At 69.4% G+C, this 7525-nt stretch carries 7 protein-coding genes; all 7 read right to left on the bottom strand.

What is annotated here, in order from left to right:
- Positions 1 to 252, bottom strand: a 252-nt coding sequence (locus ACK5M9_RS09395; protein WP_416892890.1) for a Mur ligase domain-containing protein, incomplete at its 3' end; no start/stop codon positions are given.
- Positions 249 to 1817 carry a UDP-N-acetylmuramoyl-L-alanyl-D-glutamate--2,6-diaminopimelate ligase gene (locus ACK5M9_RS09390; RefSeq protein WP_416892902.1) on the bottom strand — a complete coding sequence of 523 codons (1569 nt, stop codon included), beginning with the start codon at positions 1815 to 1817 and terminating at the stop codon, positions 249 to 251. The genes ACK5M9_RS09390 and ACK5M9_RS09395, both read right to left, overlap by 4 nt.
- An 80-nt stretch (positions 1818 to 1897) precedes the next feature.
- A complete protein-coding gene (locus ACK5M9_RS09385) occupies positions 1898 to 3874 on the bottom strand; it encodes a peptidoglycan D,D-transpeptidase FtsI family protein (RefSeq protein ID WP_416892889.1) in 1977 nt (658 codons plus the stop codon).
- Positions 3871 to 5013: a hypothetical protein gene (locus ACK5M9_RS09380; RefSeq protein ID WP_416892888.1), complete on the bottom strand. Its 1143-nt coding sequence runs from the start codon at positions 5011 to 5013 to the stop codon at positions 3871 to 3873. Before ACK5M9_RS09380 ends, ACK5M9_RS09385 begins: the two co-directional genes overlap by 4 nt.
- The gene (gene rsmH, locus ACK5M9_RS09375; protein WP_416892887.1) at positions 5010 to 6203 is read right to left on the bottom strand and encodes a 16S rRNA (cytosine(1402)-N(4))-methyltransferase RsmH; all 1194 of its coding nucleotides are present in this window, start codon (positions 6201 to 6203) and stop codon (positions 5010 to 5012) included. Before rsmH ends, ACK5M9_RS09380 begins: the two co-directional genes overlap by 4 nt.
- A gap of 1 nt (position 6204) precedes the next feature.
- Positions 6205 to 6636: a division/cell wall cluster transcriptional repressor MraZ gene (gene mraZ / locus ACK5M9_RS09370; protein ID WP_416892886.1), complete on the bottom strand. Its 432-nt coding sequence runs from the start codon at positions 6634 to 6636 to the stop codon at positions 6205 to 6207.
- 402 nt (positions 6637 to 7038) lie between these two features.
- The gene (locus ACK5M9_RS09365) at positions 7039 to 7443 is read right to left on the bottom strand and encodes a DUF3040 domain-containing protein (RefSeq protein WP_416892885.1); all 405 of its coding nucleotides are present in this window, start codon (positions 7441 to 7443) and stop codon (positions 7039 to 7041) included.
- Between the last annotated feature and the right edge of the window lie 82 nt (positions 7444 to 7525).

Here is a 7525-nt window from a genome sequence, read left to right as displayed (position 1 = left end):
GACGATCGCCGGCACACCCACCGGCCGCGCGGCCAGCACCGCGACGGCGCCGGCGGCCACCGCCGCCGCGGCGTGGTCGTGGCCGTCAGCGTGGGCTCCGGGCAGCGCCAGGAACAGCCCGCCCGCGCCGACGGTGCGCGAATCGAATTCCACGGTGCCGGTGACAGTGATCGAGGCGGCCTGCTCCGGGGAGATATCGGCGAGGGTGCCGCCGACTATTTCGGCGATTGTCGCCAGGGCGAGCTCGATCATGGTCGTGCCCGAAGGGCCGCGGCGAGCTCGACCCGGTCGTCGAACGGGCGGACTCCGTCGGCGCCGCGCTGTCCGGTTTCATGGCCTTTGCCGGCAACCACAACCACGTCGCCGTGCCGGGCCCAGGACACCGCATGCCCGATCGCGGCTCCGCGGTCGGCTATCTCGACCAGTTCGGCGGTGGAACCGGCTCCGCGCGCACCGGCCAGGATTGCGCGGCGAATCGCCGCGGGATCCTCGCTTCGCGGATTGTCGTCGGTGACGACGACGAGGTCGGCGAGTTCGGCGGCCACCGCCCCCATCGGCGCCCGCTTGCCCGGATCGCGGTCACCGCCGGCGCCGAACACCACCGCCAGCCGGCGACCCGGCTTTACCAGGCCGGCCAGCACCGCTCGCAACGCACCCGGCTTGTGCGCGTAGTCGATCAGGGCCAGGAAGTCCTGGCCGCGGTCGACCGGTTCGAGCCGCCCCGGGACCCGAGTTGCCCGCAGCCCAGGTGCCGCCTGGGCCGGGGAGACTCCGACCTGATCCAGGATCGCCAGTGCGAGCAGGCAATTGGCGATGTTGTAGTGGCCGGGCAGCCCGATCCCGATGCGATGGCGCACACCGGCCGGGTCGACGGCGGTGAACCGCTGTCCCACCGCTCCGTGCGGTGCCACGTCGGTGGCGCGCCAGTCCGCGGGCCGGCCGGTGACGCTGACCGTGACGGCATCGCCCGCCCGGGTCGCCATGGCCTGGCCGGCGTCGTCGTCGATGCACACCACCGCACGGGCGGCACGCAGCACCGAACCCGGGTCGAACAACAGCGCCTTGGCTTCGAAATAGTCGTCCATGGTCGGATGGAAGTCCAGGTGGTCGCGGGACAGATTGGTGAAGCCCCCGACGGCGAATTCGGTGCCGTCCACCCGCCCCAACGCGAGCGCATGACTGGACACTTCCATGACCACCGAGTCCACCCCGCGTTCGGCCATCGTGGCGAACAGGGCCTGCAACGCGGGCGCTTCGGGTGTGGTCAGCGCGCTGGGGATGTCGGCACCGTCGATGCGGACACCGATGGTGCCCACCAGCCCGGCCACCCGGCCGGCCGCCCGCAGCCCGGACTCCACCAGGTAGCTCGTCGTGGTCTTGCCGGAGGTTCCGGTGATCCCGACGACGTGCAGCCGGGCAGACGGATGCCCGTACACCGTCGCCGCCACCTCGCCCAGCACACCGCGGGGCTCGGGATGGACCAGCACCGGCACCGCGGCACGAGCAGTCCCGGACAGTTCCGCCACCCCGGCGGGATCGGTGAGTACCGCGACCGCGCCGCGTTGGATCGCCTCGCCGGCATACCGGGCGCCGTGCGTCGCCGAACCGGGCAGCGCGGCGAACAAGTCGCCCGGTGTCACATCCTGGCCGCGCAGCGTCACCCCGGTGACCGGCACGTCCGGTAGGGCGGTTCGACCCGATTGGTCCGGGCCGCCGGCCGGCACGGCACCGGCCTGGCCCGCCAGCTCGACCAGCCCGACACTCACGGTGCGGTCCGGGCGCAACCCGGCGGGCATCGACTCGGCCATGGCCACCATCACCTCCGTCCGGCCACCGTCCACGGATCGCCGAAATCGGGCTTGATCGGCCATGACACCCTACCCAGGTGCCGTGCGCCCTACATCGCTTGCAGGGTCAACGGGGGTCCCGGGTCCGGCGACAGCGGAACATTCTCGCGCTGCATGAGCCAGCCGGCGATGTTGTGGAACAGCGGCGCCGCCGAATGCCCCGGCGTGCCGTCGGCGTTGCGGTGCGGATTGTCCATCATGATGCCGACTACGTATCGCGGATCGTCGGCGGTGGCCATTCCGGCAAAGGTGATCCAGTAGACGTCGTCGAAATAGCAGCCGCACGCAGGGTTGATCTGCTGCGCGGTGCCGGTCTTGCCGGCCATCTGGTAGCCCGGCACCGAAGCCGCCGCACCGGTCCCCTGCTGGTACCCCATCGGGTCGCGCTGCACGACGGCGCGCAGCATCTTGCGCACGGTCTGTGCGGTCTGGGCCGACACCACCCGCACCCCCTCGGGTCGGGGCTCTTCGGTCCGGGTTCCGTCCGGCGCCACGGTCGCCTTGATGATCCGGGGCGGCATCCGCACCCCGTCGTTGGCAATCGCCTGGTACATACCGGCCATCTGTAGCAATGTCATCGAAAGACCCTGGCCGATAGGAAGGTTGGAAAACGTGCTGCCCGACCACTGGTCGATCGGCGGCACCACGCCGGCGCTCTCCCCGGGCAGCCCCGCACCGGTGCGCCGGCCCAGTCCGAACTTGCCGATCATGTCGTAAAGGCGTTCGGGGCCCACCCGCTGCGCCAACATCAATGTGCCGACGTTCGACGATTTCCCGAACACCCCGGTGGTGGTGTACGCCGTCACCCCGTGGTCCCAGGCATCGTGCACCGTGACACCGCCCATGTGAATGGAGCCGGGCACCTGCAACACCTCGTCGGGGTTGGAGAGCCCGTATTCGATGACCGAGGACGCGGTGATGATCTTGTTCACCGAACCCGGCTCGAACGGTGAGGACACCGCCGGATTTCCCAGCTGCCGCTCACCTTGACGCCCGATGTCCTGGGAAGGGTCGAAGGTGTTGTCGTTGGCCATCGCCAGCACTTCGCCCGTCTTGGCGTCCAGGACGACGGCCGCGACGGAGTGGGCGTCGGAGTTGTTCTTGGCCAGCTGCACCTGCTGCTGGACGTAGAACTGGATGTCGTTGTCCACGGTGAGCTGAATCGTCGAACCGTGCACCGCCCGGTGTCGGTTGCGGTAGCTGCCCGGGATCGCGATGCCGTCCGACCCCCGGTCGTAGGTGACCGAACCGTCGGTGCCGGCCAGGACGCCGTCCAGCGCGTCCTCAAGACCCAGCAGCCCGTGGCCGTCCCAGTCGATACCGCCGACGACATTGGCCGCCAGCGAACCACCCGGGTATTGGCGGAGGTCCTGGCGCTCGGAACCTACCTCGGGGAACTTCGACGAGATCGCGGCGGCAATGCCGGGGTCGACCGCGCGTGCCAGGTAGACGAACGTTTCGTCGCTCTTCAGTTTCTTCAGCAGGGTGGTTGCGTTCGGCTTGTTGCCCAGCTTCCCGGCGACCTCGCGGGCGATGTCGGCGAGTCGTTGCCCGGGTTCGGGGGCGCTGGCGGATTGCCGTCTGGCTTCGGCAAGCTGCTGACGTATCCGCTTGGGTTGGAAGGTCAGCGCACGGGCTTCGATGGTGAAAGCGAGTTGCTCGTTGTTCCGGTCGATGATCGCCCCGCGCATCGCCCGCTGGACATCGGTGACCTTGAGCTGTCCGGCCGCCTGGGCATTGAGCTGCGAAGCGTGCGAAACCTGCAGATAGAACAGCTGCGCAAGGACAACGGCCATCAACACCAGGATGGCCAGATTGCCGACCCGGTGACGGAAGACGAACGAAGCGCCCCCGCCCCGGCCGGCCACCTCCACCGCCCGGCGTGTCCGGCGCTGCCGCGCCGAACGGCCTACCGGCGCCGCCACCGGACCTGCGGCAGCCCGAGGCTTGGCGCCCCTACCGGCTTTTCGCGCTCGCGCGGGTGCGCGGGTTCTGGGGTCGGTGCGCACCGGGCCGCGACGGCTCATCTGATCGCTCCCGGCACGGGCGGGGCGGGGGCGAGCGGCGCCACAGGGACCGCGGGCACTGCCGGCACTGCGGGTGCAGTGGGTGCAGTGGGTGCAGTGGGTGCAGTGGGTGCAGGCGGCAGATTTCGGTGCACGGGGTCGGGGAGTGCCACCGGCGCCCGGGCCGGCACTTCGGGTAGCCGACCGGGAACTCCCGACAACTGACCCGGCAACTGTCCGGGTGACTGACCCGGCGACTGCACGGTCAACTGGCCGGGCAACTGGCCGGGAACTGCAAGCTGCCCCGGAAGTTCAGCCGGACCCAGCGTCGACGAGCCATCGGGTCCCCGCAGCAGCACCTGCGGTCCGGACCTGCGGGGCACCGGCGGGACACCGGGACCGGTGGCCCGACCGGGGACAGGGGCGACCCGGACGGGGACCTCCGGCCCGGAGAGCGCCTTCGGCGGCGGCGGAGGCTTTTCCTCGGGCAGTTTGGTGTTCAGCGGGGGCGGCGGAACACCGTCAGCCGGCTTGGGTGTGCCGACCACTATCCACGCTCCGTCCGGAGCCTGCACCAGATGGGCGGTGTCGCCGGTGGGGATCATGCCCTGTTGACGTGCCGCTTCGGCCAGGGCCGGAGCGGATTCGGCTTCCCGGACATCACGCTCGAGCGCTTCCATCTGCTGCTGCAGGATCCGCGTCCGTTCGCGCGCGTGGCTGAGCTGATAGGACCGCTCAGCGGCGTCGGTGGACAGCCACAGCGTCAACCCCAGGCCGACACCGAGAGCACCGATGATCAACACGACGAACGGCACCCGGCTCAGCAGCGTTCGCGGCCGAAGGTCGATCCGAGCCAGCCGGAGGGCCAAGCGTTCCGTCAGTTTGGGACGAACGACCTTGGGCGCTTTGGCTTTCCGCGCCTTGGCGCGGGCCTTGGCCTGGCTGGAATTCTTGGGCCGGGCCGTTCGGTTCGCGGGCCGCTGCGCCGGACCGGTCTGCGGCCCCTGTCGTGGCGCCCGCCCGTCGCGGTTGGGGGCAGCCGCCTTGGGTGAACGGGACCGGCCCGAGACGACCGCAGTGCGCGCGCTCGGACTGGACCCGCCGCGTCGTTTACGGCGGTCGGCGTCGCGGCGTTTCGCGGTCTCACGTTGTGTACTCATCCGAAGCCCTTCCCGCCCGGTGGCTTCTGCTCGCACTGCACCCGTTCCACGGCCCGCAACCGCACCGGTGCGCTGCGCGGGTTTCGCTGCACTTCGGCGGCCTCGGCACGTTCCGCCCCGCGCGTCAACAACCGGAAGCCCGGCTCGTGGCCCGGCAATTCGACCGGGAGCCCCGGTGGGGTCCGGGATGCGGTCGCATCGGCGAAAACCCGCTTGACGATCCGATCCTCCAGCGACTGGTAGGCCATCACCGCGATGCGCCCGGAGATTTCGAGGGCGTCCAGCGCGGCCGGCAGAGCCGCGCGCAGCGACTCCAGTTCGTCGTTGACCGCGATCCGCAGCGCCTGAAACGTCCGCTTGGCGGGATGGCCTCCGGTGCGCCGGGCCGGGGCCGGGATCGCCTCGTAGAGCAGCTCGACCAACTCGGTGGTCGAGGTGAACGGGGTGCGTGCGCGGCGACGGACGATCCGGGCGGCGATTCGGCGTGCGAACCGCTCTTCGCCGAAGCGGCGCAGGATCTCGGCCAGTTCGGCCTCGCCGTAGGTGTTGACGATGTCCGCCGCCGTGGTCGACGACGCCGGATCCATCCGCATGTCCAGCGGAGCGGGTTTGGCGTAGGAAAAGCCGCGATCGGCTCGATCCAGCTGCATCGAGGAGACGCCGAGATCGAACAGGATGGCTGCGACCGATTGGGTTGCGCGGTAGCCGGATTCGGCAAGCACCGCGGGTATTTCGTCGTAGCGGGCCGATATCAGGGTGACCCGGTCGGCAAACGGCGCCAGCCTGCGGCGGGCGATGTCGATTGCGGTGGGGTCGCGGTCCAGCCCGATCAGTCGCAGGCCCGTCAACTCGCCCAGAAACAGCTCGGCGTGCCCTGCCGCACCGAGCGTGGCATCGACCAGAACAGCCCCCGAGCCGTCGGCGCGGTGCCGCGTGAGCGCCGGGGCGAGCAATTCGAAACACCGACGCGCCAGCACCGGCAGGTGACCGAAGGGTGGCCCCGCCGCCGGGTCGGCGGCCCCGCGGTCACGCACTTCGATACCTCCCCTGCCGGGGCTGCACTGCCGGACCTTCCGGCCTACCCGCGGCACCTCCGGTGCACCGAGGCCCCTGTCCGAAAGCCCGCACCTGGCGTTGGGGAAGTACGCCAGGGTCGGTTCGGGCAGAGACCACGGTGCACCGGCATGCACCTCAGAAAATGTCGCCGAGTGCTTCATCGGTGGCCGCGGAGAAGTTCTCTTCGTGGAGCTGCTGGTAGTCGTGCCAGGCTTGCGCGTCCCAGATCTCGAGGTAGTCGACCGCTCCGATCACCACGCAGTCCTTGGACAGGCCCGCGTAGCGGCGGTGGTCGGCGGACAACGTGATCCGGCCCTGCGCGTCGGGGTGCTGCTCGTCGGTGCCGGCGGCGAGGTTACGCAGGAACGCCCGAGCTTCCGGATTGCTTCGGGGTGCCTTGCTCGCCCTCGTCGCCAGCTGTTCGAACTCCGACCGCGGGTAGACGGCGAGGCTGTGATCCTGGCTCTTGGTGACCATCAACCCCCCTGCCAATGCGTCCCGAAATCTGGCGGGCAACGTGAGTCGCCCCTTGTCGTCGAGCTTGGGTGTGTACGTGCCGAGAAACACCGCGGCACCTCCAACTTTCAGCTCACCCGAACACTTCGGCCACCATACCCCACGATCCCCCACTTTCCCCCAACTCAACCCCTGCAGCGAGTGTCGGAGTGTCTCCCACCGGCTCTCCGTGGGATCAGAGTGACAGATGGCATTGAACCAGCGCATCGCGAAAGACAGAAAATACCTGCTCATAGTGATTTATGCAGGGCCTGACAACCCGGTGGGGCCATGTGGGGGAAATCGGGCACAACTTCGCAACAACTACGCCACGAGACGGCCTCAACGCGCATTTTCCGCGCAATCGGGGAGACCCCAACAAGAGAACGGGGCAGCACAGGTCAGCTACCGGCTACCGGCTACCGGCTACCGGCTGCCCCGCGATTTCGTTGCGCGCTCGGTTACCCGTCGGAACTACTCATCGAAGCGCCGACGGAACCGATCCTCCATCCGGCTGGTGAACGATCCCCCACTGCCCCTGGAACGACGCTGGCGCGGCATCTCCGGCGCTGAGCCCCCGCTGCCGGAACCGCCGGGCAGTCGCTGACCGGTGACCGCAAACACCACCCCGGCGAACATCACGATAAAGCCGACGACGCTGAGGACCGGGAAACCGGCGATCCACGCGCCCTTCAAGGCCACCCCGCATACCAGCAACCCCAGGCCGCCGACGAAAAGCGCCGCGCCCTGCAGGCGCCGGCGCGCGCTCTGCGTCCGCATGCCGCCGCTGCGGACACTGGACGCGAACTTGGGGTCCTCGGCGTAGAGCGCGCTCTCGATCTGGTCGAGCATCCGCTGCTCATGATCGGAGAGTGGCATTCGTCCCTCCTTGCCGAAACACTGTCACATCGCAAGCGATAACACGTGCGTACCCGCCGTCGGGCAGCCAACTCCGATGATA

The sequence above is a fragment of the Mycobacterium sp. genome (assembly GCF_047975165.1).
Lineage (GTDB): Bacteria > Actinomycetota > Actinomycetes > Mycobacteriales > Mycobacteriaceae > Mycobacterium.
This window is presented reverse-complemented; position numbering and strand designations above follow the sequence as displayed.